The following is a 25,647-nucleotide window of genomic DNA, read 5'->3' as shown; positions in this document are numbered from 1 at the left end:
GCGACTAAGCGGGCGTAAGGGTCGCGGCGCCGAAGGACACGCTGAACCGTTCACACCAGATGCTGACCGACTTCACCGTCGACAGGTCGGTCCCGGCGGGCAGCTCATAGTTCTGATTCCCCTCGTTGCCTTTCAACGACCCGAGGTCGACGTGATCACCGTCGTCGAAGTTGTGCCAGTCGTCGGCGATCACCGGCTGGTCGGACAGCCACACGTGCAGCGCGGGCCCGTCGGAGGTGCGCAGGTCGAGGATGCGCAGCACGATTGTGCCCTCTGACGTGCGCTGCAGCTGCGCGGTGCCCGAGGTGCCGTGCTCGTGCGACACGAATGTCCCCTGCGCGATCACCGGCGGCGGCGCACCGCCGATCGCGGTGATCGGCGCCTCGTTCACGGTCACGGTGGTGAACAACCGCCAAGGTTGGAACAGGTAAAGGCCCACCGACAGGGCCGCGACAAGGCCGACTGCGAGGACGGTGAACAGGGTCCGGCGAACGCTCATGACGCCTCCTTTTCGCCATCATCCCCCGACGCGGCAGGCACAGGGTGCCCGAATTGCCGGGCCGGAAACGTGACCGGCGTCACTAATCAGGCGTGAGCCCAGTCACATTAGAGGCCTTTAAAAACAGGTATGTCATTACGGATTTGTCACGGACGACCAGCGGTGAACACTGTTCCTTTGGACAATATCCGCTACAAAGGCCCTCGTGATCGGTACGTGATCTCAGCGCACATTCCGGCTACATTCGATCACGGCTTGAACAACAAATCCGAGCCGAATCGAATCGCAGAACACCGGAAAGCTTGCCCCGCGATTCGAGGATCCCCGACATTACCTGAGGGGCAGGGACGCGGTAGTTTCCATCACCGAGCCGGTGGGCGCAGGAAGGAATTCAACCTATGTCTTTCAATCGCAAATTCACCACTCGTGCACTCGGACTTGCCGCTGTTGCCGGCGCGATGATCGCCGTTCCGGCCGGTCTGACCACCGCAACCGCCTCGGCGAACAACTGGGATGCCGTGGCGCAGTGCGAGAGCACAGGCAACTGGAACATCAACACCGGAAACGGCTACTACGGCGGCCTGCAGTTCTCGCAGAGCACCTGGGAAGCCTACGGCGGCACCGGCACGGCCGACAACGCCAGCCGTGACGAGCAGATCCGCGTGGCCGAGAACGTGCTGGCCTCGCAGGGCCCCGGCGCCTGGCCCGTGTGCAGCGCCTACCTGTAAGCAGCGCGCACATGTAAGACTTTCCTTGTCGGGAAACGAATTACCCGCTATTCGATGCACACGTCGAATAGCGGGTTTTTTCGTTGTCGGTGCTGTCGAGTCGATACACCGTCAAAGACGCGGCGAGCATGCGGGAATCGGTGGGATCGGCCGGGTCCAGGCCGGTGAGTTCGGCAATGCGGCGCAGTCGATACGTAAATGTATTGGGGTGCACGTGAATCAGTCGCGACGCGGTTTTGCGGTCGGCGCCGTGGACCAGATGCGCTTCCAACGCGTCGATCAGATGCGGGCTGCCCAGTAGTGGAATCACCCGCTGCGCCAGTCGTTCTCGGGCGGGTCCCGGCCGGGTGAGTTGATATTCCAGCAGCAGGTCGTCGAGTCGGTAGCAGCCGCCGGGCTTGCCGCGAAGTCGCGCCAGTTCGGTCAGTTCGGTCGCGTCTTTTGCCGCGGCCGGAATCGCGTCGCGGCTGATCCCGGAGAATTCCGCGAGATAGACCGTGACACCGAATTGCGCGCTCAACCGATCGGCGAGCGCGTCGAACTTCGCCGCGTCCAGGACGTCGGTGTCGGAACTGTTGCCCAGCAACGCGATCCCGCGCGCACCGTCGAAGGTGGCCGGGGTGGTGGTGCCGGTGAGCTGATCCAGTGCCCGCTGCAGCACGCGGATGCGACGGCGAGTCACCAGGTTCGCGGCGGTGCCGGTGCGCGCGGGTTCGCTGAGATGGATCGCCAGCACCGTGTACTGGTCGGCCAGGATCGTGTCCGCGCGCGCGGCCAGTTCCTCGGCGGGCAGCCCGCGCACCAGCGCCGAGCACAGTTCTCGCCGGGCCTCGCGTTCGGCGTGGTAGATCGACTGTTCGACCTCGGTGTAGGTCTCCACCACGGTCATGTTGATGTGGCGCAGCAGGTCGAGCAGTCGGCCGAAGACCCGGGTGAACTCCGCCATTTCCGTGGGCAGCGTGACCGCGGCCGCTTCGGACAGCACCGCCTGCGCCGAGCCGTGGATGGCGCTGATCAGCATCGGCAGCGGGAGCCGGTCCTCGGCGTGCCGCTCCGCGACCGGCGCGACGAACGCGGTGACCTCCGCGCGGGTGAACTCCCGGTCGGCGGCGATCGCCTCGAGCACGGCGCGCCCGCACGCGTAGATGGTGGGCAGTACTTCCGCGGTGAAGTGGCCGTCGGGCAGTTCGGCGGGCGTGGTGGCGCCCAGGCCGTCGACGAGCATGCGCTCGGAAATCTGGGGCCAGCGCGTGAGCAGACGAGCAGTCAGAGCGGGGACTGTGGAAACGGGGTATTCGGCGAGCATCACCCGATTGTGTCCGACGACAGGGCGCAGGGGGGCGATGCGGTCGAAAATGAACAGAACTTGGCTCCCGCGACAATCCCGTCCAGACTTTCTCGGTCCGCAGTGCAGTGACATCACTGTGGCGTGGGTCATAGATTCGCAGAGCGCGTTCGAGCTACCTGTTCGTCGACGCGGATCTACGGAAGTGAAACCCAATGATTGCAACGACGCATCCTCTTCGCCGCGCGCTGTGCGGCATCGGCATCGCCGCGGGCCTGACCGCCGCCTCGGCGTTCGGCCCGGCCACCGCCGCGCCCACCTTGGAACCCACGATCGGCTCGCTGGCCCAGTACCTGGACGCGGGCATGGTCGCCGCCGCCGACGGCCGTACTCCCACCGCCATCGCCGACACCGGCAGCGGCTCCGGTTCGGCTTCGGGCAGCAGTTCGGGTTCGGCGGGCAGCCGCGCCTCCGACGCGGTGGGCGAGGGCCCCGAAATGTCTTCGTACCTAGCCGCTTTCGCCTACGGCCTGCTCAATCCCGATGCCGCGCCGCCCGGCGCCAACCGCTGGGATTGCAAGCCCACCGCACAGAACCCGCGCCCGGTGATCCTGCTGCACGGCACCTGGCTCAACGCCTACGACACCTTCTCCTACCTGTCGCCGCGGCTGGCCGCCGCCGGGCACTGCGTGTTCACCCTGAACTTCGGCAAATCCGGGCTGCTCGAGGCCGGCGGACTCGGCGCGGTGCTGCCGGGGCGCTACGGGGTGGGTCCGATGGCCGACTCCTCGCGTCAGGTCGCCGCGTTCATCGAGCGGGTGCGGGCGGCGACCGGCGCGGACCAGGTCGACCTCGTCGGACATTCCCAGGGCGGCACGATCGCCAACCACTATCTGAAGTTCGAAGGCGGCCAGGGCAAGGTCGGCAAGGTGGTCAGTTTCGGCGGCACCCACCACGGCACCTCGCTGCTGGGCATCGCCACCCTCGGCCGCATGATCAACAACGCCGGCATCGATATTCTCGGCTTCTACCGGCCGATCATCGGCGCGTCCAATGTCGAACAGGCCGTCGGCTCGCCGTTCTACGCCACGCTCAACGCCAACGGTGACACCGTGCCCGGCGTGGATTACACCGTGGTCGGCTCCCGGTACGACGAGGTGATGAACCCCCTCGAGCTGGGCTTCCTGCGGGCGGGCCCGGACGCGACGGTCGGCAACGTCACCCTCCAAAACGGTTGCGAGCAAGACGTTTCCGATCATCTGACGATGATGTACTCGCCGCGCGCCGCCTCGATCGCGCTGCGAGCGCTGGACTCGACCGGCAACCACGCGTTGGCGTGCACGTTCAACCCGTGGTTCTTCGGTGGCGGCGGCAGCTTGTGACCGTTGTAGTCCCCGACGTCGTCTGGAGCGACGCACCGCTGCTGCCGCCGCACGACCCGTTCTACGCCACCCCGCCCGGCATCGACCTGCTCGCGCCGGGCGCGGTGGTGCGGTCGCGGCCGGTGGAGGTGGCGTTGTTCGGGGTGGTGCGGCAGCGGATCTCGGCCTGGCAATTGCTTTACCGCACTTGCGATCTCGACGGTGTGCCGGAAGTCGCGGTGACCACGGTGCTGTTGCCGTGGGGTTCCAGTGCGCGGTCCCGGCCGCTGGTGTCGTTTCAGTGCGCGATCGATGCTGTTGCACCGCAGTGTTTTCCGTCGTATGCCCTGCGCCGGGGTGCGCAGACCCTCGGCTCCATCGCGCCGTTGGAACTGCCGATCATCGCCATGGCGTTGGCGCGGGGGTGGGCGGTGTCGGTGCCCGATCACGAGGGACTCGGTGGTCGGTTCGGTGCGGCTCGGGAGCCCGGATACCGTGCGCTGGACGGGATTCGGGCCGCGCAACAGTTCACGGAGGTGGGCACTGCTGTTGCCCTGTGGGGATATTCGGGCGGTGGGTTGGCGACGGCGTGGGCTGCTGAGCTGGCTGCCGACTACGCACCGGAGCTGAATATCGTTGGCGCGGCGATGGGTTCACCGGTGGGTGACCCCGCTGCCGCGTTCGTGCGCCTCAACGGCGGCTGGTTCGCCGGCTTCCCGGCGGCGTTCGTGGCCGGATTACGGCAGGCCTACCCCGAACTCGGGGCGATGCTCGACGATCGCCTCGACCCGCGATACCGCGACATGCTCCGCGAAGCTGAACAGCGCAGCACCTTCGCGCTGCTGCTGCGCTTCGCCCGCCGTGACATCGCCGCGCATCTGCCCGCCGGAATGGGGGAGTTGCTCGCCGAACCCGTCCTGCGGCGCATCCTCGCCGATATCGAGCCGGGCACCCGCGCACCCGCCGCCCCGCTGCTGGTCATCCAGGGCGTGCACGACGAGGTGATCGCCGTGGCCGACATCGACGCGCACGTGCAGCGCTACCAGCGTGCCGGTGCGACGGTGCGGTATCTGCGGGTGCGCCGAGGTTCGCACCTGCCGCTCGAATTCCTCATCGTCCCAGCGGTTCTCGACTGGCTCACGGACAGATTCGCGGGACTGCCCGCACCCACCGGCACGTGCACCGTCGCGTCGGTGGCCCGTTCGCCGCGCGCCCTGCGCACGCATTTCGCGTTCCTGCGACTGGTTGTGCGGATGCTCGTGGGCCAACCGATCAGTGGGCCGCCCTGAGATAGGCGTCGACGCGCCGCCGCAAGTCGTGCACCGCCAACTCCAACGCGGCCACCAACTCGTCGACGGTCACCCCGCCGGCGGAGTCCACCGTCGGCCGGTACGCGCACAGATCGCGGCGCCCCGCCTCGATCAACATCTGCTGCGCGGACCGCTCGAACCGGTCGATCGTCGCGCGATGGTGGCGGGCACGGGTGTCCTCGTCGAGCCGGTGCCGGGCGATGGCCGCGATCAACGACTGCCGCCGCCGATCCGCTTCGAGAATCTCGTTGTCGCGATGGGTGACCGCCGCCGCGAGCTCGTCCGCGTCGGCCGACTCGACCCGCGCACCCGCGGCAGCCACCCTCGCGCGATGCGTGGACTCACCATCGGCGAGCAACAACCGTGCCTGCTCTTCGAAACACTGTGCGGCCGTGCGCAATCCCGCACGAGCGTGCGCGCTCACCTGGAACACCATCGCCGCAGCGACAGTGAGCCGAACCGCATCGTCCCCCGAAGGTGCCATCCCCGTGTCCCCCAACCACCGGCCGCATTCGCCACCGTCACGATACAGATGCGTCGCGCCCCCGCACCGGTTCGCGCGAACCGCTCGACCCCGCAACGGCATCAGTAGTGGGAAGAGGTTCTCCACGGCCCCGCGCCGCTCGAGTACCTCTGCCCGGGGCAGTGACGGCCGCGCCGCGCACCCAGTGGAGCCGCAGGGGGGTTCCACTGCGGTCCGCGCCGCGCCCTCTCCGGGCACTGCCGAATCCGGCTGCCGAACAAACACTTCCGGCAGCCGGATTCTGTTCAACTCAAACCGGCGACGATCGCATCGCGCACCGGATCACCGACCGGCCGACTCTTCGCGACCCGACGCCAGGCATTGCGCCCCGCGGTGAGCGAACACCGCACCGCCTCGGTGACCGCGCACGCGTGAGTGCTGCCCAGCGTTGCGCTCGGCAGCAGCGAGATCTCGAGATCCTCCGACATCGACAGTGCCCGGCTCACGATCTGGCCCGTGAGCGCGCCGTCGTCCTCGGTGTACAGCACCACGAGCAGTTCGGTGCCCGCACCCGCCGCGACCCGCACGATGTCGCCCGCCACCGCGTGAGTCCCGAACGAGCGCACCGAGATTCGCGTCTGCTGTGCACCGGCGGGGGTTCGGGTGAACTCGATCCCCAACTCCGAGTCGGTGCGCTGCTGCACCGCGCGGGTGGCGGTTTCGCCTTCCGACGACGCGGCCAACGGTTGCACGGTCCAGCCGGGCACCCGCATCACCCGGCGACGCGCACCGAGGTCGGTCACCGTGCCGCGCAACAGTCTTTCCGCGATCCGCGCGCCCACGCGGGCTGCTTCGGCATCGACCGGCGAGTCGGCCTCGGCGAACGCGATCAGCACCTCCACGTCCACGGGCAGGCCAAGACGATCCGGCGCCATCACGATCCCTCCTCGTCGCGGCCGTCGAGCTGAGCGAGCACGGCAGCACGGAGCAATTTCGCACCGGCCGCGCGTAATCGCTTCACCTTCTCCTGGCTGAACTGCAGGTCACGGGCCACTTCGCCCGTGGTCTGCACATCGGTGTAGCTCCCGTCGGGCGCGATCACGAACGTCGCGCGCAGCACCGCCGCGGTCTCCTCGTGCGCGATCGAGGCCAACGCGTCGCGCAGGATGGCCCGGTCGGCGAGCCGGTTCTCCGCGTCACCGCAGGTGGGGTCCTCTAACACCAGCACGGCCGATTCGTAGTCGACCCGATGGCCGGGATGGCGCTTCTCCGCCGTGCGACTGCGCCGAGCCTGCAGCACCTGCCACTGAAGTTTCTTGAGCACCAACGCTTTCCAGTGCCGGATGTGTTCAGTGGGCAGCGTCGCGGTGAGCTCGACCATCGTGTCCTGCGCGATGTCTTCGAAATCGCAGCGCATATCCGGATCGAGTCGATCCAGCACATACCGCGCCTTGGCCGCCGCGTAGCTGGACATGGTCACCAGATCGGCGCCGAAGATGTGGACGACCACCGCCGGGCGCAGGTGTTGCGGCACCTGACCCCACGGGGCACCCAGCCACTGGTCCAAGGGATCGGAACTCAACAGGTACCCCCACTCGACCGTCGATGGGCAAACCATGGCTCGCGCTATGGACGCCGTCGATCCTACCCGCGCGGGTAGGGCCGACATGAGACCGTGTCGCATCGCGAGCCTCCTGCTGCGGTCGATGGGCTCCTACCTAGATGCGGTTGTCGGCCCTAGTGGTTCGTCACTTCGCACACTCGCACAACTGGCGAACCGGAACCGTCTGGCAGCGCGTCATTGTCGGCAGATCCCTTCCGGGACCGAAACGGCACAAGGAGGCCATCGTGAAATGTAGGCAGTCGTGGTGCGACAAACCCCTGCTCACCTGCCGTCGCTGCAACGGCAGCGGGGGCGTGACCAGCACCTGTTCCGGGTGCGGGGGCAACGGCATGGTGTGCCCGGTCCACGGGAAGAGTGGCGCGTGAACTAGCTGGGGCAGGCCGGGGACGAGACCATGAACGAGAACGCGATCTGGCAGTACCAGGCCTTCTCGACCTTCCACTTCCCGTCCTCGGCAACGAAGTTCACGATCACCGGCTGCGGCGGGATGTTGTTGATCGTGACGATGCCGTCGGCGAGCATGCCGGGTGCGGCGGCACGGGTGCCGGTGATGGTGATCGCGATGGTGGCGCCACCCTGGCGCGGGGCGTCGGCGACCCGATTGGGCAGTTCCGGGTCGGCGGCCAGGCCCTGGATGTACTCGAGTTTCTCGGCGTTGGACACCGTTGTGTCGAGCAGTCGCGCCATCAGCGCGCCGATCTCCTCGGCGCCGGCCAACGGCGGTGGGGCGGAAATCTGTTGTGCCACAACCTTTGTCGGCTCGGGCGCGGAGTCGGCGGTGGAACAGCCCGTCGAGAGGGCGATCGCGGACAGCAGTGCCGTCGCGATCAGGCTGCGTGCGGCGGTATGGCGTCTGGACAACGGGCTCCCCCGGGCGATCGGTGATGTGTTGGAATTCAACCCTATCGGGGCATGCCCGGAAGGGTCGGGTGATGCCCGGTGGTGATCGGGGAAGATGTGATGGGCGAATCGACTGGCAACGCGGTGCCCGCGGAGGACGCCGTGCTGACTGGTGGCGCCGTGCTGACCGATGACGCCGTGCTGATCGAGTTGACCGGTGCGTCGCAACGGTGGCTGGCGCTGTGTCGAGCCGCCGTCGCCACCGGGCCCGATGCCACGCACCGCCTGCTCGAACACCGGCGAGAGACCGGGGTCCTGGCCCGGCAGTCGCTAGCTCGCTGGAAGAACCTCACGGCGGACGACGATCCGCTCGAGGAAGAAGCCGAAGACCCCGACGCCCAGGGCCGCCGGATCACCGCGGACCTGTCCGCCGCGCGCGCGATGGCTGTGCTGGCGCAGGCGCTGACCGGGTCGGTCCCCACCGCGCAGGCGTGCGAGGTCTTCCTCGACCACGCCGAACGCGCCGGCCTGACGTCAGTGGGCACCCAACTGCTGCCCGCCGGCATCGCGATCACCAGCGAAAACGCCCCGCTGGGCGATATCGTGCGCCACCTGCTCGGTCAAGGCGGTCACGCGGCCCGTGGTTACGCCATCATGGCCGCGCTGGAACTGGCCGGACGCCGCCTCCCGGTGGTGCGCAGCAGCCGCATCAGCGTGCTGTTCGCCAGCTTCGGCGGTAGTGGGGAAGTGGGCGTACTGCGCCTGGACCAGGTCCGCGGTGGACCCAGCGGCCTGCATCCTGACCCGGCCCGCATGGGCTTCCTACAAGCCGATCGTGAGTTCACCGACAGCATCGAAAGAGCCTGGCGGATCAGCAGATTGGCGGGCACCGACGCGTGCGTGCTGTGGTCGGTCACCACGCACGGCAGCACACCGGCCAACGACATCAGCGGCGCGTCCATGGGTGCGGCGATCGCGGTCGCCCTCGACGACCTGGCGCCGCGACACCCCGTGCTGCGCAAGCTTCGACCACGGCGCCTCGACCCCGAATGTGCTGTGACAGCGGGACTTTCCGGTGCCAACCTGACGGCTGTCGGCGGCTACTCGGGCAAACTGACTGCGGCACAGCGGTCCTCGTTGCGCGTAGTGGTCGCGTCGGAGGCATATCAGGAAGCCGCCGACGAGGCCCCACAGAACTACGCCGACCGAATCTCCGCCGCCCGCACGGTGGCCGAGGCGATCGCCAGAACTCGAACCCGGGCCAACCTCGCGCTGTGGATGGTCTCCGTCGCGGCCGGGCTCGCCGTGCTGCTCGCGGTGGTCTCGGTAACCAACCTCGTCCAACTCCGCATCGAAAATGCCGCTGCGCGAGCGGAATCGAACTCGCGACTGTTCGCCGGTGTCGCCCGCGGCGGCGGCAGTCTCAATCCCGCACTGTCGCAACAGATCGCCCTGGCCGCCTATCGCACCGCCCCGACCGAAGAGGCGCGATCGGCACTGTTGGAGAACACCGCGACCAACGCACCGATCCGAATCAGCCCTGGCGTAGTCCATGGCCGCGGCGTGGTTTTCGACCCCGACGCACCCCGCATCGCCACCACCGCGCAGGGCGAGATGATCGCGATCGGCGAAGCTGACGGCAGCGTGGAACTGGTGCGATCCACCGATACGGGTGTGCACCGGTGGCCGCGGTTCGCCACCGGCAGCGGTCACATCAGAGGGATCGCGATCAGCGCGAACAGCGAATTACTGGCCGTGGCAGGCGATTTCGGGTCGGCGCTGTGGAACATCGCCGACCCCGGTGCACCACATCAGGTGGCGCCGCTGTCGTTGGGCGGCCGGTTGCCCACCTCGGTCGCGCTGAGTCCCGATCTCGAGTTCGTCGCCATCGGCACCCAGAGCGCGACGATTTCCACTTGGCGCCTCGGCGACGACCCCGCCCACCCGGTCGCGTTGCCGTCGCTGTCGATATCGGGACAGCGCGCGGAGGTCGCACTCAGCGATCGCACCCTGGTCGCGGCGGTGCCGTCGCTGTTCGGCGGCACCTGGACCACGACGGTGCGCGCCTGGAACACCGCGACGCTGCACCGTGATCAGCGCCCGGTATTCGACCGTCGCGTCGAACGGCCCGGCGGCGCGGAGGCCAGATCGGTCGAATTCACCAGCGACGGCACGGTATTGGCGGTCGGGCTCAATCCAGGCGAAGTCGCGCGCTGGAAAGTAGGCCCCACCACCTTCGACCCGCTGCCTGCCGTCACGCGCGGCGCCAACGAACACATCGACGTATCGCTGACCACCGACGGTCGATCCGCCGCGATCGTCGGCGGCGACACCAAGGCACGCATCCGCGACCTGAACACCGGCGAGGAACTGGTCACCTTCCCGATCGACATGGTCGCCAGGGCACGGTTCCTGCGCGGCGGAAAGTCATTGGTGACAACAAGTTTCGACCACTCGGTGCACGTGTTCGAACTTCCGGGACCGGTTGTGTCGACCAGTTCGCTGACCCTGTTCCGTCTCCCGCTCGACCAGCCCGCGCTGCCCCACACTCTGTTCCCGCAGCTGCGGATGCTGGCCAGGGCGCCGTGGGCCCCGGATCGGACCCAGTTGGACGGCGACCCCGCCGGCCTGCTCGACGTCGTCGCGATCTCCCCGGACGGAACCCGCGCCGTCACCAGAACCGAAACCATCATCCAGGTATGGGACCTCACGGCGAATCCACGGCCGCTCGGCAACGCGATCAGTGCCAGCGGCGTCGACATCCGTGCCGTCACCTTCAGCCCCGACGGCGCCCTCGCCATCGGCCGCAGCATGACCGAAACCGTCGAAATCTGGGATGTCGCGACAACACCCACGATGCGCACGAGTATCCGCTTCGGGCGCGGCTACCCGACCTCCCTGGCCTACAGCCCCGACGGCGGCCTGCTCGCTGTCGGCAGCCACCGCACCGGCAACGTGAGCGTGTTCTCCACCGCGCCGTCGGCGGCACCGATCGCGCAACTGTCGGGCCTGCACACCCCCGGTCAAACCATGTCGCTGGCGCTGAGTTCGCGCAACACGCTCGCCGTCGGCACGCTGACCGGCGCCTTCGTCTACGAGATCGGCACGCCCGATCTTCGGCAACTCGCGGTTCCCGCCGGAGGCAACGGTTCGGCGGGTTCGGTCGCGTTCGACCCCACGGGCACGCGCCTGGCCATCGACGACATCGTCAGCGGCACCATCGCGCTGTGGGACTACACCGACCCCACCCACCCCACCGTGTACGCCACCATCGGGCGCGGCCATCGCCACCGTCAGCCGATCATGCTGGCCTTCGCCGCGGGCGGCACCCTGCTCACCGAATCCGCCGCCGACGGCACCCTGCGCCGGTGGCGCACCGATGCCGCCGCCGAGGCCGACCGGATCTGCGCCAGCGGCACCACCCCGATCACCCGTGAGGAATGGGCGAAGGCCCTGCCCGGCCACCCCTATGTGAATACCTGCTAGCGAGATTTCGCCATTGTGTGTGACAGTCTGTAGCGGTGCCCCTATTTCCTAGGGCAATGGAAACGGGGCCTTATCAGATGTGTTAATCAGAATTCAACGAAGTTCTCAGTTTTATTTAAGTGGAATTGGGTATCGCGTGAGAACCCCAGGTGGGGATAGCATTGTGTCCGAACTGTTATCAGCGTCACTAAACTGCGAAAACAGTAACTCGCCGCGATTGGGCGTCGATATGCCCTTCGTAAGCCAGCCCCGGCTGGACCTGAAGCGAGAAACAGAGGACTTACTATGATCCCCGTTATCATCGACACCGGTAGTGCCGCTCTGAACGGCCTCTTCGACACCCTCGGCGCCGCACTGCACGGCCTGGTCGACACTCTGTGGACCGGCTCCTTCGGCGGCTGATCCAGCCCCATAGGTCGATGAAACGACCTGGTCCGCGTCAGTGCGTGACCGATGCGAGGGCCCCGCACCTGATGGTGTGGGGCCTTCCGTCGTCAGTGGGTGTGCGGCTCGTGCTTCGCGACGTGTTTCGGGCTGTGGCCGTCCCCGCAGGGGTGTGAGTCGCGCTTGCCGATGTCGAGCAGTTTCGGGCTGGCGTGGTCGACCTGCAGGGTGACGTGCTCGATGTGGTGGTCGTGGTCGAGCATGTGCGCGATGTCCTCCCGGACCGCGTGGCAGTCGTAGGAGGGTTCGACCAGCACGTGCGCCGACAGCGCGGGGGAGCCCGACGTGATCTCCCAGATGTGCAGGTCGTGCACCTCGGTGACGCCGTCGCGCGCGGCCATATCGCGGCCGATCTGCGCGGGGTCAAGGTGCTCGGGGGCGGCCTCGAGGAAGATCCGGCTCGAGGCTTTGATCAGCCCGATGCCCGCCTTGATCATCAACGCGACCACGATCAGCGTGGCCACGACGTCGGCCTGCACCCAGCCGGTCAGGATGATGATCAGACCCGCGACGGCGGTGGCGATGAACGCGAACAGGTCGTTGAGGATGTGCTGGTACGCGCCCTCGACGTTGAGGCTGGTGCGATCCGCGCGGCTGATCATCCAGGTGGCGAGCACGTTCACCACGACGCCGACCAGCGCGGTGATCAGCACCAGCCACCCGTGCACCTCCGGCGGCTCGAACAGTCTGCGAATCGCCTCGTATCCCAGCCACAGCGCCAGCAGCAGCAACGTCAGGCCGTTGGCCTGCGCGGACAGGATCTCCGCGCGTTTCCAGCCGAACGTCATCCGCCCGGCGGCGGGCCGCGCCGCGAGCCGGATCGCCCACAGCGCCAGCGCGATCGAAGCGGCATCGGTGGTCATGTGCGCGGCATCGGACAGCAATGCCAGCGAATCGGCGATGATGCCGACGATCACCTCACCGATCAAGAACGTGACGATCACCGCCAGCGCCCCGGCCAGCCAGCGCCGATCGCTGTCGGCCGAAACCCCGTGGTCGTGCCCGTGCCCTGCACCCATGTGCGTGCCCCTCTCCGTACGATTACCGCAATCGTATGCATACATCGCTATGTATGCAATTCGTTCTTGGTCGGTCGTGATCGGCGCTGGTCACCGGTGGTGGCAGTGTCGTGCTCCAGCATAGGGAGCGAAGGCGTCAGGGGCGCCAGCCGGAGGTGGCCAGCCACGTCGGCAGATCCTGCAGGCCGGGGTGCTGGACGCGCAGGGCGGTGAGGTCCAGTGCCTCGTCGGGGCGCTCGTTGAAGAAGGTGAACATCTTGGCGACCTGCGCGTCGAAGGCGCGCACCGCCTCGATCGGCACCTGGAAACTGCGCGCGGGCCGCCCGGCCGCGAGACCGAATGTCCGCGCGATCTGCGGCGGGGTGAGTCGGTCGCCGGCGATGGACACGGTGCGGCCCAGGTACTCCTCGGGGTGCGTCAGGGCCAGCGCGGCGAACGCGCCGATATCGCGCACCGAGATCAGCGACAGCGGAATATCCTCGCGCACAGCCAAATTCAGCACCAGCGTGCCCGAGTCATCGAGCACCGGGCGGTTGAACGACGCGAAATTGTCCATGAAGAACACCGGCCGCAGGATGGTGGCGGGGACCCGCTGCGCGGTGAGATAGGCCTCGAGATGTTCCTTGGCCGCGTAGTACTCCACGCCCGAGTTCTGGCCTGCCCCACGCAAAGAGCTGTAGACCAGGTGCTCGATGCCGCTGTCGCGGGCCAGGTCGATCACCGTTTCGCCGCGGCGCTGTTCGGCGGCGATGCCGGCCTCGGTGATATTGACGCCCTCCATCATGGTCAGCATCAGGAACACGCTGCGGCTGCCGTCCATGGCGTCCTTGACACCGGCCTCGTCGTCGAGATCGCCGACCACCAGCTCTGCGCCCTGCGCCTGCAGCGCTTTCGCGGCTGTGGACTCCGGGTCGCGCACGAAAGCCCTTACCTGCTGGCCCTTTTCGAGCAATGCTCGGGTTGTCGCCCGCCCCTGCTGACCTGTCGCGCCGATGACCAGAACGGGTCCGTTGTTGTTACTCATCGTCGTACTCCCTTGTCGTGGATGACCTTTCGTGATCACCTCGTAAATACGACGGTAAAGCGATGCGCCGCGCTGGTCCTGGCACCGATACTGCTACCCAGAACATTGCTGTTCGTGACAGACGAACGGAGCATCATGAGCGAGAATCGCCGCGCGGAACTGGCCGCCTTCCTGCGCGCGCACCGCGCCAGGCTTCGCCCCGCCGACGTCGGCCTGCCCGGCGACCTCGAACCCGGCCGCCGCCGCACCCCCGGCCTGCGCCGCGAGGAGGTTGCCGAATTGGCCGGCGTGAGCCTGACCTGGTACACCTGGCTCGAACAGGGTCGCAAGATCAGCACGAGTTCACAGGTAATCAACGCTCTCGCAAGGGCTTTGCGCCTCGACGAACCCCAACACCGGCACCTGCGCAGACTGGCCGACCTCGCCGAACCCAAACCCGTGGCCATGCCCGCGAGCGGCACCGACCGGCTGCAACGACTGGTCGACGCGCTGTCGCCCTCGCCGGCAGTAATCCACGACGCGCGGTTGGACTTCGTCGTATGGAATCGCGCCTACGCGTTCGTGCGCACCGACCCGGCGCAACTGCCGCCCGGACAACGAAACCTGCTGTGGTGGATGCTGACCGACACCACCAACCGTGCGGCGATGCGCGACTGGGAACGCGCCGCCCGCGCCATTCTGGGACAACTGCGCGGCATCGTCGGCAGTCGACCCGACGATGCCCGCCTGGCAGGCCTGGTCGCCGCGCTGTCGGTGCACAGTGCCGAGTTCCGCAGCTGGTGGGCCGACTACGAAATCGCCGAATTCCGGCCGACCACAGTGCATCTCACGCACCCAGCGGTCGGTGAGATCGACCTCGAGCTGTTCCAACTGCGCCTGGTCGAGGACCCCGACCTGCTGCTGATCGTGCAACGCCCGGCTACCGACAACGACCTGCGTCGAGTGCGCGCGCTACTCGATCACTCCTGATCAGGCCAATTTTCCGCCACGATCACCCGGTCCGCGGCGTACTTCTCGGCGACCACGCCACTGGGGTAGGTCGGCCAGAACGACACCGCGCCGGTCGCCTTATCGATCACATACACCGAACCGCCGATCGGCACCGGTCGATCCGCCGGCGCGTGCAACGGCGCAACCTCGAAAACAGTGAAACCACTGTCGAATTCGACAATCTCCCGGTCGTGTCCCGGCAATTCGGCAGGCAGATGTCGCGCCGCGACGCGGATGGCCTCGGCTCGGTCGACCGGGGTCTGCGCGTCGGTCGGATATGCATGGATGTCCACGCACTGATCGTGCCCGGTTTCGCCGGAAAAATGGGCGGGCCCGAGAAATGGACGGGGCCCGGCGTCCCTGCTCCCCCCTCCTGGAGCAGGCCCGCCGGGCCTCGCTGTACCTACTGTCCGGTACGGGCCCAGCAGGATCCTGAACAGACGCTTAAGGCTGTCGTTATCCGGCCGGGTGGATGACTCGCCGCGGTTACTTCGAGATTTGCCAGAAGTTGCCTGATCCGGGCCCTGATCGCCCATTCGGTCATCCGATCAGCGGTTTCGGATACTTCCATCCAGTTACATTTCGGTAACTGTGCTTGCCCTGTGGTTATCAACGTTGCAAGAGTGAACTACTGGGTTTGGTGTTACCAGGTGTTACCAATGGGAAGGGAGGGGTGCTCCGTCCCCGGAGCGCCGACCGAACATGCAACCAAACATCATCAAGGCCGGAATCTGCTCGACCGTGTCCGCCGCGGTGGTGGTGTCGCTGTCGGGGTTGGTCCCCATGACCGCCAACGCCGCGCCGGAGCCGGCGGCCGGCACGCAGCTCGCAGGCAAAACGATCTTCCTCGACCCCGGTCACCAGGGGACCGCGCACACCGAAGACCTCAGCCGCCAGGTCGACAACGGTCGCGGCGGCACCAAGGACTGCCAGACCACCGGGATGACCTCGCTCAACGGCATCCCCGAGCACACCATCAACTGGGATGTCAGCCAGCTGGTGAAGGCCTCGCTGCAGGCACTGGGTGCGCAGGTGGTGCTCAGCCGCGCCGACGACACCGGGTGGGGTGGTTGCGTCGACGATCGCGCCCGCGCCGCCAACCAGTCCGGTGCCGACGTGGCGGTGAGCATTCACGCCGACAGCGCGGGCCCCGACCAGCACGGATTTCACATGATCGTGCCGGAACTGCCGATCCCTGACGCGATCGCCGACAAGGCGCAGTCCGGTGGTGGTCGACTCGCGTCCAGTGCCGTGCGCGACGCGTATCTCGCCGCGGGTTTCTCGCCCGCCAACTACGCGGGTGTCAAGGCAGGTCTGCAGACCCGCGCGGATGTCGCCGGTCCGGCGCTGACGCAGGTGCCGATGGTGTTCGTGGAGATGGGCAACGGTGCCAATGTCGATGACGCGTCCCGGCTGGAATCGCGCGAAGGGCAGCTCGAGCACGCGGTGGCCATCGCGACCGGTGTTGTCGGGTTCCTGCTGAACAAGCCGATTCCGGCGTTGGCCGGTGCGCCTGCTCGGGTGCCGGTGGCGACGACCACGCAGGCGCCGAAGCGGGCGCCCGCGGGGGAATCGACGCAGGCTCCGGGTGGGAATCAGAACGGCGCCGCCGAGGAGCCCAGTGCGCCGCCTGCCGAGGATCCGTCCGTGCCCACGGAAGGTTCTACGACGCCACCGATCGACGAGCAGACCCCGCCTCCGCCGAACGGGAACTCGCCGTCCGAGGAAGCGACCCCGCCCAACGCGCCCGTGGTGCCCGCGCAGATCCCCGCGCGTGCCCCGATCGCCGATCCGGTTCCGGTCGCCCCCGTGCGCACCGCCGCCCCCGGCGATCCGCCCCGTGCGGCGGCCCCGCAGACCCCGTCCGAACCGTCCGCGCCCACTCCGAAGAAGCGCGGAACCACTCCGAAAACCCAGTCGCCTTCCGAGGATCCCGGGCTCGATCTGAGCACTCTCGGCGCCCCGGTCACTGCCGTGATGGCGTTGCTGATGCCACTCGCTGAGGCGTTGGGCATGGACGAATCGACCATTCCCGGTCAGCTGATCAACCTGGTGTACACGCTGGTAGGGATGGTTTTCGGCCCTAGCTGACGGTGCTGTCCGACCACACTGCCCACTCCTGATTCGGGAGTGGGCAGTGTGCGTTCGGCGTGCGGGTCGGTGGCCTGGTCGACTTCGGTCGTGCGCGAAGGTGGCAGCATGGTCCGGGTGATTCCTGTGGTGATCGTGGCGGGGTTTCTCGGCTCGGGGAAGACGACCCTGCTCAACTACCTGTTGCGCAACAATCGCGGCACCCGGATCGGGGTGGTCGTCAACGACTTCGGCGCGGTGAACATCGACGCGATGCTGGTGGCCGGGCAGGTCGACGCGATGGTGTCGCTGGGCAACGGCTGCGTGTGCTGCGCGGTGGACGTGTCCGAACTCGACGACCTGTTCGGCCAACTGGCCCAACCCCGCAGTGCGGTGGACGTGATCGTGGTCGAAGCAAGCGGCCTGGCCGAACCGCGCAACCTCATCCGCATGGTGATCGCCAACCCGAACCCCCGCATCGCCTACGGCGGCCTGGTCGAGGTGGTCGACGCCGAACAGTTCACCACCACCAGCGCCCAGCACCCAGAGCTGGTGACGCATCTGGGCATGGCGGATCTGGTGCTGGTGAACAAGGCCGACCGCGTCGAGCCCGAGGCACTCGCCGCGTTGCGCGAACAGATCACCGAATGGGTCGGCCAGGTGCCGGTCTACGCGACCACCCACGGCCGCATCGATCCAGGCCTACTGTTCGACGACCGAGCTCCGGAACAACCAAAAGTGGCCCAGCAGTTGAGCTTCGACAGCCTCCTGGACGACCACGATCACGACGACCCCGACCACCACCATCTCCACGACGACTACGTCTCACTGTCGTTCACCAGCGACCGTCCACTGAATCCCCGTGCGCTGGTGAGCTTCCTGGAAGACCCACCCCCAGGTCTGTTCCGCGCCAAGGGATGTGTCGAATTCGCCGTAGCGGGCGAACGCCGCAAGTTCGAACTCCACCTGGTCGGCCGACACATAGTCTTCACCTCGAGCACCTGGTCGCGCGGCGAACAACGCGTCTCGAACCTGGTGCTCATCGGGGCGGGTCTCGATGCCGACGCCGCACTGAAACGCCTGCACGACACCATCTTCGAGGGCGAGACCCAGATGGACGAGCAAGCGCTGCTGGGCGTGTGGCGTTACACACCGAGCGAGGTCTAACCGCAGGCGTTGACCCACTCGGAGAGGCCGTCTGCGAACAGTTGACGCTTCCAGATCGGCACTTCGTGCTTGATTCGGTCCACGAGTTCGGCGCACACGGTGAATGCCTCGGCCCGGTGCGGTGCGGCGACTGCCACCACGATCGCCAGTCCGCCGATGGTGAGCGAGCCGACGCGGTGCGTGGCCGCGACCGGAAGTCCGCTCTTTTCAGCGACTTCCGCGCAGATCGCGTGGAGGAAACGCTGGGCTTGCGGGTGGGCGGAGTACTCCAGCGAGGCCACTGCCTGCCCGCCGTCGTGGTTGCGCACCTTGCCGGTGAACACCACGACCGCGCCGAATTCCGGTCCGTCTACAGCGTTTTCGACCGCCTGCGGGTCGAGGTCCTGGTCGCTGATCGTTGCCAGGCGAACGTCACTCATGGTTGCCGCCTCCGGCTACTTGTGCGAGCAGATGATCCAACAGTGGTTCCAGCACGGCGATTCCGTCCTTCACCCCACCGGGTGAACCGGGCAGATTCACCACGACCGTGCGACCGGCCAGCCCGGCGACGCCACGGCTCAGGGCGGCCAGCGGGAACTTCGCGGTGCCGCGCTGCCGGATGGCTTCGGCGACACCGGGCAGTTCACGGTCGAGCACGGCGAGGGTGGCCTCGGGGGTGGCATCGGTGGGGGAGGCGCCGGTGCCGCCGGTGGTGACAACGAGAGCGGGCTGCTCGCTCAGGGCATCGGCCAGCCCGGCGGCGATTCCGGCGTCAGCGTAGACGAGCGGGCCGCGCACCGAGAAGCCTTGGGCGGTAAGCCATTCGGCGAGGACGGGACCGGTCGTGTCGGTGCGAGTTCCCGCCGCGGTGCCGGTCGACGCGACGACTACGACGGCTGTGCGTGAAACAGACTGCGCCTCAGTCGAATTCGGCGCAGGAATTTCATCTGAGCCCGCGGCGACATCAGCGGCCCGAGCTTCCGGCCGCACCCAATGCCCGTGCTTCCCACCCTCTTTGGTGATCAGCCGAATCCCGTTCATCACCGCACCGGGATCCACCGCCTTCACCATGTCGTGCAACGTCAACCCGGCAACCGCGACCGCCGTGAGAGCTTCCATCTCGACCCCGGTGGGCCCCTTGGTCTTCGCCGTCGCCTCGACCGTGATCGACGTTTCGGTGAATCCGAACTCCACCTTCACCGACGACAACGCCAGCTGATGACACAGCGGAATCAACTCGGAAGTCTTCTTCGCACCGGCGATTCCGGCCAACCGTGCCGTGGACAGCACGTCCGCCTTGGGCATCCCCTCGGCGCGCACCAGCGCGACAACTTCGGCCGTGGTGTGCAATTCGCCTGCGGCGACGGCGATCCGGGTGGTCTCGGCTTTCGCGCTGACATCGACCATGCGCGCGCGACCCTCACGGTCGACGTGGGACAACTCGCTCATAACGACAAGATTCGCACAGGCACACCGGCGGCCAGCGAGGTGACCTCGGCAGGCACGTCGACCAGCACGTCGGCCCAGGCCATTCCGGCGATGAGATGCGAGCCGGGACCCGAGATCACCTCGACTCCGTCCTCGGTCAGCAGGCCGCGCAGATACTGGCGACGACCTGCGGGGGAGCGCACCGGCGTCAGCAGTGTCACCTCGCGGCTCACCACCTCCGGCAGACCGCCCAGCGCGCGCACCGCGGGTCGCGCGAACACGGCGTACGACACCATCGTGCTCACCGGATTACCCGGAAAGCTGAGCACGGGCACCCCGTCGACCACGGTGTATCCCTGCGGCCCGCCCGGCTGCACCGCGACGGACCCGAATGTCCCGCCCAACGGGCCGAGCACATCCTTCACGACCTCGAAATCGCCCTTCGACACCCCGCCGGAGGTGAAAACCAGGTCGGCGACAGCGGTGGCGGCGTGCAGCACCGACGTGAACAGCGCCGGGTCGTCGGTGCTGTGCGCGACCTCGACCACCTCCACACCGTCCGCGCGCAACGCGGCAGCCAGTGCGATGCCGTTCGAGTTGTAGATCTGGCCCGGCCGCAAAACACTGCCCGCGGGCTGGAGTTCGTCACCGGTGGTGATGCACACCGCACGTAATCGAGTCAGCACCGGCACCGTCGGCAGCCCGACAGCCGCCAACGCCGCGATGTGCCGGGGCGCGAGCACCGTGCCCGCCCGCGCCACCAGCTCACCGGTTCGCACATCGGTCCCGGCCTCGCGCACGAATTCGCCACGCCCACGGCCACGTTCGACCACGATCTGACCGTCCGCGGCCCGCACGTCCTCGACCGGCACCACACAATCGGCACCGGGCGGCATCGGCGCACCGGTCATCACCTTCAACGCCGCACCGGTCGGCAACGCGTCGGTGCCCGGCTTGCCCGCCGCGACCACGCCGGCGACCGGCAACGTCACCGGCGTGACGGCCACATCCGCGGCGCGCACCGCGTACCCGTCCATCGCGGAGTTCCGGAACACCGGCAGGTCGATCGGCGACACCACATCGGCGGACAGGGTTCTGCCGAGCGCGTCGGGAACCGGCACCTGCTCGTCGGGCCGGGCGGACAGGTGGGCCAGTAGCGCGGCGACGGTGTCGCGGTACTCGTCGACGCTGCGTGCCGACGCGGTAGTGGGCCGGGGAGTCATACAGTCAGCCTAGTAGGCGCGAACGGCCCGCATTCCTCGGACTTTGGCGCACGTGCGCTGGTACTCCCGGCGCGGTTCGCGTCGCTCACGGTGGCGGGTCGCGCGCGGTGAGCTGACGAGTTCATGACCAATCGGCCCGGCTCCCGGAATTCATCCGACCTCACGGGTCATACTGGACAGATGACGCTGGTCCAGATGGGGATTCCCGCTGTGCGCTCGGAGCGGCCGTCCCTGGACGGCAGACCCGACACGCCGTACCTCGTCGACCGCTTCGGCCGGACCGCCCGTGACCTGCGCGTGTCGATCACCGAGAAATGCTCGCTGCGCTGCACGTACTGCATGCCCGAAGAGGGCCTGCCGCCGATCCCGCGCGACGAACTGCTCACCGCCGACGAGATCGTGCGCCTGGTGTCCCTGGCAGTGCGCGAGTTGGGTGTGAAGGAAGTGCGGTTCACCGGCGGCGAACCGCTCATGCGCCGCGAACTGGAACAGATCATCGCGGGCTGTCACGAAGCGGTACCCGAAACGCCGCTGGCCATGACCACCAACGGCGTCGGTCTCGAACACCGCATCCACAAGCTCGCCGCCGCCGGCCTGACCAGGGTCAATGTTTCCCTCGACACCGTCGACCGGGAAGATTTCACCCGTCTGACCCGCCGCGACCGCCTGGAATCGGTGCTCAACGGCATCCGAGCCGCGCGCGACGCGGGCATGGCGCCGGTGAAGGTCAACGCCGTGCTGATGCGCCAGAACCTCGAAGGCGCGGCCGACCTGCTCGCCTGGTGCCTGGCCGAACAGGCCGAACTGCGCTTCATCGAGGAAATGCCCCTCGACGCCGACCACGAGTGGGCCCGCGACCACATGGTCACCGCCGCCGACCTGCTCGACGTGCTCGGCGAACGCTTCACCCTCACGCCCACCGCCCGCGTTGACCCGTCCGCCCCGGCCGAGAAATGGCTGGTCGACGGCGGCCCCGCGACCGTCGGCATCATCGCCTCGGTCACCCGCAAATTCTGCGACACCTGCGACCGCACCCGCCTGACCGCCGACGGAATGCTGCGCTCGTGCCTGTTCAGCGACCAGGAATTCGACGTGCGCACCGCACTGCGTTCCGGCGCCGACGACGACGAGGTCGCGCAACTGTGGCGCGGCGCGATGTGGCAGAAATGGGCCGGTCACGGCATCGACGCCGCCGACTTCGTCCCCCCGGAACGCACGATGGGAGCCATCGGTGGTTGAGGTCCGCTATTTCGCCGCCATCGCCGACGCGGTCGGTAAGAACACCGAATCCCTGGACCTCCCAGCAGGTTCCACCATCGCCGACCTACGCACCACCCTCGCCGCCACCTACGGCTCCGACGTAGACGGCCTCGTAGCAGTCTGCGCCTTCCTCATCGGCGACGAACTCACCCGCGACCCCACCGCCATGCTCCGAGACCGAGTAGACGTCCTGCCCCCCTTCGCCGGCGGCTAGTCGTGGTCCAGAGCAAAGCCCCCGACGTCGCGACCTACCTGGCCGAACTCCCGGAAAACCGCCGCGAGCCCCTGACCAGGCTGCGCGACCTGTGCCGCACAGAACTCCCCGGCTTCACCGAGGCCATGTCCCACGGAATGCCGGCCTACGAACGCAACGGCACCCCCGAAGTAGCCTTCGCCAGCCAAAAGCACTACATCTCCCTCTACCTACTCAACCCCAATATCCGCGAAGCCTTCACCACCCGCCTCGCCGCCCATGACATGGGCAAAGGCTGCCTCCGCTTCCGCAAAGACCCGGACTACGACCTCGTCCGAGACCTGTTGCGCGCCACGGCTTCCGGCAACAGCGCAGACATTTGTTGATCGGCCGATAGTCGGCGTCTCCTCGATCGAGACCGCCACAATCAGAGGGCAGTGGGATGAACTACGACTGTTTCCACGAGGCAGACCAGGACATGGAGGTCCTGTTGGGCGCTGCCTTGGACGGAACATGGGTTCGGCTACGGAAACGAGCCGACCCCTGGGGCGAGGGCGGAATCTGTGCCTGTGTCCAGATCGGGGCTCCTGGGCTGTCGGCGGCTGTGCACAACGTGACTCTGTCCGTCATGGGCGAGGGCAATCTGGTCTCATTCTTCGATGACCTGGCCGACAACTTCGCCGGCTGGGAAGGTGCCCTTGTCTGGGAGGGTATGAACCACGACCTCCGGGTCGAGGCAGTCTTCGGTTCTCGGGGCTATGTGGGTCTGACGTGGACTGTCAGGCCGTGGCGGCATGCGGACGGCAACTGGACGGCATCCACGACGGTGGTGGTGGAAGCGGGCGAACAGATGTCGCGACTCGCGGCGGACCTCAACCGGGTTCTCGGCGACCCTCCTGAGGATTTGAGCCCTGGACAGTCGCGTTGAAAGCTGTTCGACCACTGCACCTGAGGTAGCGGCATTCCATCGAGACCCGTTGCACGCCAGCCGTTCTGGTGAGTGGAGGTCTGGTCAGCCGACTCGCGCGATGTCGTGGACCTCGCTACGCTCGCCGACGTGCCGGGGCTCGGCGTGCGTTTCGAGAAAGTGTGTTTGCCGTGTCGCTGGGGATGGTCGTGGTCATGGTGGTGATGGGCCTGCTGGCCTATCAGCGCGGGTTCAACCCGTTTGCGTGGATTCTTGCCGCGGGGTGCTTGGGGGCGCTCGTGTTGTTCTTCTTGCCCTCGGCGAAGGAAGTCGGTCTGGACGCCGAGGCCAAGCGGGTGCGCACGCAGCGCGGCAACCTCGTCGGCGGTTGCTTGACCGCGCTGACGTTGCTCGCTGGTCTGGTCGGGTTCGTCGTCGGACTGACCGAGGCGATCTCGGCTTAGCGCCACCAGGTGTCGAGGGGGGTTACCGGGACGGTGCGCTTGTGGCGGGTGTTGGTGAAGATCGATTCCACGCGGGCTGCCACCTCGGGGGTGACGTCTTTGCCTTCGAGGTAGTCGTCGAGGTCGGCGTAGCGCAGGCCGAGGGCTTCCTCGTCGGGTAGGGCGGGGCGGTCGTCTTCGAGGTCGGCGGTGGGGACCTTCGACCAGATGCTCGCGGGGGCGCCCAGCTCTTGGAGTAGGGCGGCACCTTGGCGCTTGGTGAGGCCGGTGAGGGGGGTCAGGTCGACGCCGCCGTCGCCGAACTTGGTGAAGAAGCCGGTGACCGCTTCGGCCGCGTGATCGGTGCCGACCACGAGCAGGCCTTCCTGACCTGCGAGGGCGTACTGGGCGACCATCCGCTCGCGTGCCTTGATGTTGCCGCGCACGAAGTCACGCAACCGCTCCTGGTCCAGCGCACCGGCGACCTCGAGACCGACCGCGTCCGCGCTGGCGCGAATGTTCACCACGACCGTGCGATCGGGGTCGATGAAGTTCAGGGCGACCTGTGCGTCGTGCTCGTCGGCCTGCACGCCGTAGGGCAACCGCACCGCGAGGAACTTCGCGTCGACACCGTCGGCACGTAATTCCTCGACGGCCAGCTGACACAGCCGCCCGGCCAGCGCGCTGTCCTGCCCGCCGCTGATCCCGAGGGCGAACCCCTTGGCCGGGGTGGTGGCCAGGTAGTCCTTCAGGAAGTCGACGCGCTGTCGCACCTCCTGCTTGGGTTCGATCTCGGGCCGCACACCCAATTCGGCAATGATCTGTTCACGCAGTGTCCCCATACCGCTCACTGTACTTGCGACACAGGCGAAACCACCCGGCGAACGAGCCATTCCCAGTTGTCGCCGATCTGTTCGCGCGAGTAGCCGAGGACGTCGACCTGGTGGATCACCAACGCCGCCGACAAGGTGGACAGCAGCGAGTCGGCGATTATGGGTATCTCACCGTCTACCCGGGCCGCGTTCAGCAGCAGCGCGACGTGCGCCTTGTGCAGGGCATACGGTCCGGCACCGAACCGCCCATCGGCCTCCGCGGCACGGTGCAGATCCCCTTCGACCTCGATGTCGAGCAGCCTGGTGCGTCCGAACGCGATCAGCCGGTCGACCGGACTCGCCCCCGGCCCCAGCGGGGCGGGTCCGAACATGAACGCCGCCTGGAACTTCTGCTCGGAGTGATCGAGCAGGGCCAGCATCAGCCCGGTGCGGTTGCCGAATCGCCGGAACACCGTCCCCTTGCCGACGCCCGCACGCTTGGCCAGCGCGTCCATGGTGAGGCTGTCCACGCCGTGCTCGCGCACCAACTGCTGGGCCGCGTCCAGCAACAGGGCGCGGTTGCGGGCGGCGTCGGCGCGTTCGACCGGTTCGGCGCTACCGGGCAGGGGTGACCCGATGCCGGGCGGTGGTGACCCGATGCCGAGCAGGGTCGGCTCGTCGGACCTGGCTGTGCTGGGGCTCACGCCGCTCACACGTCCTCCGCGGGAAGAAACCGGACCGAGGTCCGGTTAGTATCGGATGAAACTTGGAACATCCCACTGAGTACACCAGGAGTCGCCATGAGCGAGACCCGCATCCTCACACTCGCCACCATCGGCGAACGCTTCGGGCAGACCCATCCGGCGCGGGACGCGCAGGCGCTGACCCAACTCGGCGCGACCGTGCACGAGCTGGTCGCCGCCGCCAACGACACGCTGATCTCGGCGTAAGCTGGGCGTTCGGCCGGGGGGGGGGGGGGCAAGCCGGGGGGGGGCCCCCCCCCAGGGGGGGGAGTGGTGTGTTAGTTAACACGGCGAAGTTTAATATTAATTATAAAACAAATTTATAAGAAGGCCCGGGGGGGGACCTGGG

At 67.4% G+C, this 25,647-nt stretch carries 26 protein-coding genes and 1 pseudogene; 13 read left to right on the top strand and 14 right to left on the bottom strand.

The annotated features are described in order from the left end of the window. Positions 1 to 4: 4 nt before the first annotated feature. The gene (locus ACFWU5_RS02795; protein ID WP_379265942.1) at positions 5 to 499 is read right to left on the bottom strand and encodes a DM13 domain-containing protein; all 495 of its coding nucleotides are present in this window, start codon (positions 497 to 499) and stop codon (positions 5 to 7) included. A gap of 398 nt (positions 500 to 897) precedes the next feature. Between ACFWU5_RS02795 and ACFWU5_RS02790 the strand changes: the two are divergent. Beyond that, a pseudogene (locus ACFWU5_RS02790) lies at positions 898 to 1,224 on the top strand (transglycosylase family protein); the annotation flags it as partial. A gap of 43 nt (positions 1,225 to 1,267) precedes the next feature. Here the strand turns inward: ACFWU5_RS02790 and ACFWU5_RS02785 are convergent. Further along, positions 1,268 to 2,533: a PucR family transcriptional regulator gene (locus ACFWU5_RS02785; protein WP_379240422.1), complete on the bottom strand. Its 1,266-nt coding sequence runs from the start codon at positions 2,531 to 2,533 to the stop codon at positions 1,268 to 1,270. Between the two features lie 194 nt (positions 2,534 to 2,727). Here ACFWU5_RS02785 and ACFWU5_RS02780 point away from each other — a divergent pair, with 194 nt between their 5' ends. Then, positions 2,728 to 3,894 carry an esterase/lipase family protein gene (locus ACFWU5_RS02780; protein ID WP_379265941.1) on the top strand — a complete coding sequence of 389 codons (1,167 nt, stop codon included), beginning with the start codon at positions 2,728 to 2,730 and terminating at the stop codon, positions 3,892 to 3,894. Continuing rightward, entirely contained in the window at positions 3,891 to 5,162 is a 1,272-nt protein-coding gene (locus ACFWU5_RS02775) for a lipase family protein (protein WP_379265940.1), read from the top strand. The genes ACFWU5_RS02780 and ACFWU5_RS02775 overlap by 4 nt, the downstream gene beginning before the upstream one ends. Here the strand turns inward: ACFWU5_RS02775 and ACFWU5_RS02770 are convergent. From ACFWU5_RS02770 to ACFWU5_RS02755, 4 genes are all read right to left on the bottom strand, one after another. After that, the gene (locus ACFWU5_RS02770) at positions 5,146 to 5,667 is read right to left on the bottom strand and encodes a hypothetical protein (protein ID WP_379265939.1); all 522 of its coding nucleotides are present in this window, start codon (positions 5,665 to 5,667) and stop codon (positions 5,146 to 5,148) included. The two genes, ACFWU5_RS02775 and ACFWU5_RS02770, sit on opposite strands and share 17 nt — an antisense overlap. Before the next feature lie 284 nt (positions 5,668 to 5,951). Next, positions 5,952 to 6,584, bottom strand: coding sequence for a hypothetical protein (locus tag ACFWU5_RS02765; RefSeq protein ID WP_379240426.1), 633 nt, complete (start codon positions 6,582 to 6,584; stop codon positions 5,952 to 5,954). Next, entirely contained in the window at positions 6,581 to 7,228 is a 648-nt protein-coding gene (locus ACFWU5_RS02760; protein ID WP_379240427.1) for a hypothetical protein, read from the bottom strand. The genes ACFWU5_RS02765 and ACFWU5_RS02760 overlap by 4 nt, the downstream gene beginning before the upstream one ends. A 408-nt stretch (positions 7,229 to 7,636) precedes the next feature. Beyond that, complete coding sequence (locus ACFWU5_RS02755) at positions 7,637 to 8,131, bottom strand: hypothetical protein (RefSeq protein WP_379240428.1); 495 nt, start codon at positions 8,129 to 8,131, stop codon at positions 7,637 to 7,639. 99 nt (positions 8,132 to 8,230) lie between these two features. Here ACFWU5_RS02755 and ACFWU5_RS02750 point away from each other — a divergent pair, with 99 nt between their 5' ends. Next, positions 8,231 to 11,596, top strand: a complete 3,366-nt coding sequence (locus tag ACFWU5_RS02750) for a WD40 repeat domain-containing protein (protein ID WP_379265938.1) — start codon at positions 8,231 to 8,233, stop codon at positions 11,594 to 11,596. A 494-nt stretch (positions 11,597 to 12,090) separates the two neighbouring features. Here ACFWU5_RS02750 and ACFWU5_RS02745 read toward each other — a convergent pair whose 3' ends face one another. Continuing rightward, entirely contained in the window at positions 12,091 to 13,059 is a 969-nt protein-coding gene (locus tag ACFWU5_RS02745) for a cation diffusion facilitator family transporter (protein WP_379240430.1), read from the bottom strand. A gap of 136 nt (positions 13,060 to 13,195) precedes the next feature. Next, a complete protein-coding gene (locus ACFWU5_RS02740) occupies positions 13,196 to 14,083 on the bottom strand; it encodes an NmrA/HSCARG family protein (RefSeq protein ID WP_379265937.1) in 888 nt (295 codons plus the stop codon). A gap of 135 nt (positions 14,084 to 14,218) precedes the next feature. On the opposite strand from ACFWU5_RS02740, the gene ACFWU5_RS02735 reads away from it, so the two are divergent. After that, a complete protein-coding gene (locus ACFWU5_RS02735) occupies positions 14,219 to 15,052 on the top strand; it encodes a helix-turn-helix transcriptional regulator (protein WP_379265936.1) in 834 nt (277 codons plus the stop codon). On the opposite strand, the gene ACFWU5_RS02730 is transcribed toward ACFWU5_RS02735, so the two are convergent. Next, positions 15,043 to 15,366, bottom strand: a complete 324-nt coding sequence (locus ACFWU5_RS02730) for a hypothetical protein (RefSeq protein WP_379265935.1) — start codon at positions 15,364 to 15,366, stop codon at positions 15,043 to 15,045. The genes ACFWU5_RS02735 and ACFWU5_RS02730 overlap by 10 nt on opposite strands. 409 nt (positions 15,367 to 15,775) lie before the next feature. Here ACFWU5_RS02730 and ACFWU5_RS02725 point away from each other — a divergent pair, with 409 nt between their 5' ends. Together ACFWU5_RS02725 and ACFWU5_RS02720 are read left to right on the top strand one after the other, a co-directional pair. Further along, on the top strand, positions 15,776 to 17,164 hold the full coding sequence (locus tag ACFWU5_RS02725) for an N-acetylmuramoyl-L-alanine amidase (protein ID WP_379265934.1): 1,389 nt from the start codon (positions 15,776 to 15,778) through the stop codon (positions 17,162 to 17,164). 108 nt (positions 17,165 to 17,272) lie between these two features. Continuing rightward, complete coding sequence (locus ACFWU5_RS02720; RefSeq protein WP_379265933.1) at positions 17,273 to 18,310, top strand: CobW family GTP-binding protein; 1,038 nt, start codon at positions 17,273 to 17,275, stop codon at positions 18,308 to 18,310. Here ACFWU5_RS02720 and ACFWU5_RS02715 read toward each other — a convergent pair. Genes ACFWU5_RS02715 through glp form a run of 3 tightly spaced genes read right to left on the bottom strand, consistent with a single transcriptional unit; the run spans position 18,307 to position 20,940 of the window. After that, entirely contained in the window at positions 18,307 to 18,729 is a 423-nt protein-coding gene (locus ACFWU5_RS02715; protein WP_379240436.1) for a molybdenum cofactor biosynthesis protein MoaE, read from the bottom strand. The two genes, ACFWU5_RS02720 and ACFWU5_RS02715, sit on opposite strands and share 4 nt — an antisense overlap. Further along, positions 18,722 to 19,738, bottom strand: a complete 1,017-nt coding sequence (moaCB, locus tag ACFWU5_RS02710; protein ID WP_379240438.1) for a bifunctional molybdenum cofactor biosynthesis protein MoaC/MoaB — start codon at positions 19,736 to 19,738, stop codon at positions 18,722 to 18,724. The genes ACFWU5_RS02715 and moaCB overlap by 8 nt, the downstream gene beginning before the upstream one ends. Beyond that, entirely contained in the window at positions 19,735 to 20,940 is a 1,206-nt protein-coding gene (glp, locus tag ACFWU5_RS02705; RefSeq protein WP_379265932.1) for a gephyrin-like molybdotransferase Glp, read from the bottom strand. Before glp ends, moaCB begins: the two co-directional genes overlap by 4 nt. A 180-nt stretch (positions 20,941 to 21,120) precedes the next feature. On the opposite strand from glp, the gene moaA reads away from it, so the two are divergent. The 5 genes from moaA (at position 21,121) to ACFWU5_RS02680 (ending at position 23,764) form a co-directional block, all read left to right on the top strand. Next, positions 21,121 to 22,179, top strand: a complete 1,059-nt coding sequence (gene moaA, locus ACFWU5_RS02700; protein ID WP_379265931.1) for a GTP 3',8-cyclase MoaA — start codon at positions 21,121 to 21,123, stop codon at positions 22,177 to 22,179. After that, positions 22,172 to 22,414, top strand: coding sequence for a MoaD/ThiS family protein (locus tag ACFWU5_RS02695; protein WP_379240442.1), 243 nt, complete (start codon positions 22,172 to 22,174; stop codon positions 22,412 to 22,414). Before moaA ends, ACFWU5_RS02695 begins: the two co-directional genes overlap by 8 nt. A 2-nt stretch (positions 22,415 to 22,416) precedes the next feature. Beyond that, positions 22,417 to 22,779: an iron chaperone gene (locus tag ACFWU5_RS02690; protein ID WP_379265930.1), complete on the top strand. Its 363-nt coding sequence runs from the start codon at positions 22,417 to 22,419 to the stop codon at positions 22,777 to 22,779. A gap of 56 nt (positions 22,780 to 22,835) precedes the next feature. Beyond that, positions 22,836 to 23,321: a DUF6228 family protein gene (locus ACFWU5_RS02685; RefSeq protein WP_379265929.1), complete on the top strand. Its 486-nt coding sequence runs from the start codon at positions 22,836 to 22,838 to the stop codon at positions 23,319 to 23,321. 170 nt (positions 23,322 to 23,491) lie between these two features. Then, positions 23,492 to 23,764, top strand: coding sequence for a hypothetical protein (locus ACFWU5_RS02680; protein ID WP_379265928.1), 273 nt, complete (start codon positions 23,492 to 23,494; stop codon positions 23,762 to 23,764). On the opposite strand, the gene nadE is transcribed toward ACFWU5_RS02680, so the two are convergent. Together nadE and ACFWU5_RS02670 are read right to left on the bottom strand one after the other, a co-directional pair. Then, positions 23,761 to 24,585, bottom strand: coding sequence for an ammonia-dependent NAD(+) synthetase (gene nadE / locus ACFWU5_RS02675; RefSeq protein WP_379240447.1), 825 nt, complete (start codon positions 24,583 to 24,585; stop codon positions 23,761 to 23,763). The two genes, ACFWU5_RS02680 and nadE, sit on opposite strands and share 4 nt — an antisense overlap. A 5-nt stretch (positions 24,586 to 24,590) precedes the next feature. Beyond that, entirely contained in the window at positions 24,591 to 25,214 is a 624-nt protein-coding gene (locus ACFWU5_RS02670) for a TetR/AcrR family transcriptional regulator (RefSeq protein ID WP_379266205.1), read from the bottom strand. A 141-nt stretch (positions 25,215 to 25,355) separates the two neighbouring features. Between ACFWU5_RS02670 and ACFWU5_RS02665 the strand changes: the two genes are divergently transcribed. Then, positions 25,356 to 25,505 carry a hypothetical protein gene (locus ACFWU5_RS02665; protein WP_379265927.1) on the top strand — a complete coding sequence of 50 codons (150 nt, stop codon included), beginning with the start codon at positions 25,356 to 25,358 and terminating at the stop codon, positions 25,503 to 25,505. The last annotated feature ends 142 nt before the right edge of the window (positions 25,506 to 25,647 follow it).

It is taken from the genome of Nocardia sp. NPDC058640 (genome assembly GCF_042716995.1).
Classification (GTDB): domain Bacteria; phylum Actinomycetota; class Actinomycetes; order Mycobacteriales; family Mycobacteriaceae; genus Nocardia.
This window is presented reverse-complemented; position numbering and strand designations above follow the sequence as displayed.

Excerpts from the sequence above, each read along its gene's own strand:
- nadE (WP_379240447.1), bottom strand. The coding sequence starts at position 24,585 with ATGGGGACACTGCGTGAACAGATCATTGCCGAATTGGGTGTGCGGCCC.
- ACFWU5_RS02785 (WP_379240422.1), bottom strand. The coding sequence starts at position 2,533 with ATGCTCGCCGAATACCCCGTTTCCACAGTCCCCGCTCTGACTGCTCGT.
- ACFWU5_RS02780 (WP_379265941.1), top strand. The coding sequence starts at position 2,728 with ATGATTGCAACGACGCATCCTCTTCGCCGCGCGCTGTGCGGCATCGGC.
- ACFWU5_RS02725 (WP_379265934.1), top strand. The coding sequence starts at position 15,776 with ATGCAACCAAACATCATCAAGGCCGGAATCTGCTCGACCGTGTCCGCC.
- moaCB (WP_379240438.1), bottom strand. The coding sequence starts at position 19,738 with ATGAGCGAGTTGTCCCACGTCGACCGTGAGGGTCGCGCGCGCATGGTC.
- ACFWU5_RS02715 (WP_379240436.1), bottom strand. The coding sequence starts at position 18,729 with ATGAGTGACGTTCGCCTGGCAACGATCAGCGACCAGGACCTCGACCCG.
- ACFWU5_RS02795 (WP_379265942.1), bottom strand. The coding sequence starts at position 499 with ATGAGCGTTCGCCGGACCCTGTTCACCGTCCTCGCAGTCGGCCTTGTC.
- ACFWU5_RS02740 (WP_379265937.1), bottom strand. The coding sequence starts at position 14,083 with ATGAGTAACAACAACGGACCCGTTCTGGTCATCGGCGCGACAGGTCAG.
- moaA (WP_379265931.1), top strand. The coding sequence starts at position 21,121 with ATGACGCTGGTCCAGATGGGGATTCCCGCTGTGCGCTCGGAGCGGCCG.
- ACFWU5_RS02735 (WP_379265936.1), top strand. The coding sequence starts at position 14,219 with ATGAGCGAGAATCGCCGCGCGGAACTGGCCGCCTTCCTGCGCGCGCAC.
- ACFWU5_RS02770 (WP_379265939.1), bottom strand. The coding sequence starts at position 5,667 with ATGGCACCTTCGGGGGACGATGCGGTTCGGCTCACTGTCGCTGCGGCG.
- ACFWU5_RS02750 (WP_379265938.1), top strand. The coding sequence starts at position 8,231 with ATGGGCGAATCGACTGGCAACGCGGTGCCCGCGGAGGACGCCGTGCTG.
- ACFWU5_RS02685 (WP_379265929.1), top strand. The coding sequence starts at position 22,836 with ATGAACTACGACTGTTTCCACGAGGCAGACCAGGACATGGAGGTCCTG.
- glp (WP_379265932.1), bottom strand. The coding sequence starts at position 20,940 with ATGACTCCCCGGCCCACTACCGCGTCGGCACGCAGCGTCGACGAGTAC.
- ACFWU5_RS02745 (WP_379240430.1), bottom strand. The coding sequence starts at position 13,059 with ATGGGTGCAGGGCACGGGCACGACCACGGGGTTTCGGCCGACAGCGAT.
- ACFWU5_RS02720 (WP_379265933.1), top strand. The coding sequence starts at position 17,273 with ATGGTCCGGGTGATTCCTGTGGTGATCGTGGCGGGGTTTCTCGGCTCG.
- ACFWU5_RS02665 (WP_379265927.1), top strand. The coding sequence starts at position 25,356 with ATGAGCGAGACCCGCATCCTCACACTCGCCACCATCGGCGAACGCTTC.